We start from the raw sequence: 749 nt of genomic DNA, 5'->3' as shown, positions 1-749 counted from the left end.
TTCGTTATCAGCCAATTTTGGCGTACCAGCAAGATCATCATTACATCAAAGTGAGAAATAAAGGCCCTTACTGGGTGATATACCCTCTCAGTCAATATCCTGAATTGGATCATAATGAATATCATGCCCAAATGGTGTGGCAAGTTAATGAGATGAAAATAAAACAAAAATAATGAAGTTATCAGAAGCTTACCCAATTAAACAAAAAAATTATTCGACGACCAGCAAAATGCTCCTTTTGGTTTTTGCCACTTCTTTATTGCTCGCAAATGTCATATTGCTCCAACAAACTCGGGTCTTAGCGCAAAGTTTTACTGATGAGCAAAAACAAGCGACATGGTTTTTATTCCAGTTATCGAAAGAGCTTTCTGAGCTCGTCAGTGAAGCACGTCGACTGGACGAAAATGTTTTAAAAATAGAAGGTGCAGAACTTCAGTATGAGCTTGCTTGGAGCCGTTTTGATTTATTAATAAATAGTAAAGACGTCTACACCTTTTTTTCTCGCAATCACATTCAGCAATATTTTTTGCAACTGTTTAATGAGTTTAAAGAGTTAGAACCTCTGTTGGTGGAAGCCAAAACCGGCGACAGCCAAGCGGCAGCTCAGTTTTATCGCGCCACTCAAACGCTGTATTTAAACTTAGTGGAGTTTGTGAACCAGAACTTTCGCTTAACCAGCCAAGTCTACGAGACACAAAAAGATGAAAGCCAACGATTGATGAAAGCGCAATACATGCTGTTTGCCACTT

Annotated in this window: 2 pseudogenes; both read left to right on the top strand. The window is 38.9% G+C overall.

The window, feature by feature from the left end:
- Positions 1-173: pseudogene (locus R7Q11_RS25980) on the top strand (oxidoreductase); the annotation flags it as partial.
- Positions 173-749, top strand: a pseudogene (locus R7Q11_RS25975) (GGDEF domain-containing protein); the annotation flags it as partial. The pseudogenes R7Q11_RS25980 and R7Q11_RS25975, both read left to right, overlap by 1 nt.

The organism is Vibrio sp. 970, from assembly GCF_033339075.1.
The sequence above is the reverse complement of the archived record's forward strand: the minus strand, read 5'-3'. Positions and strand labels throughout refer to the sequence as shown.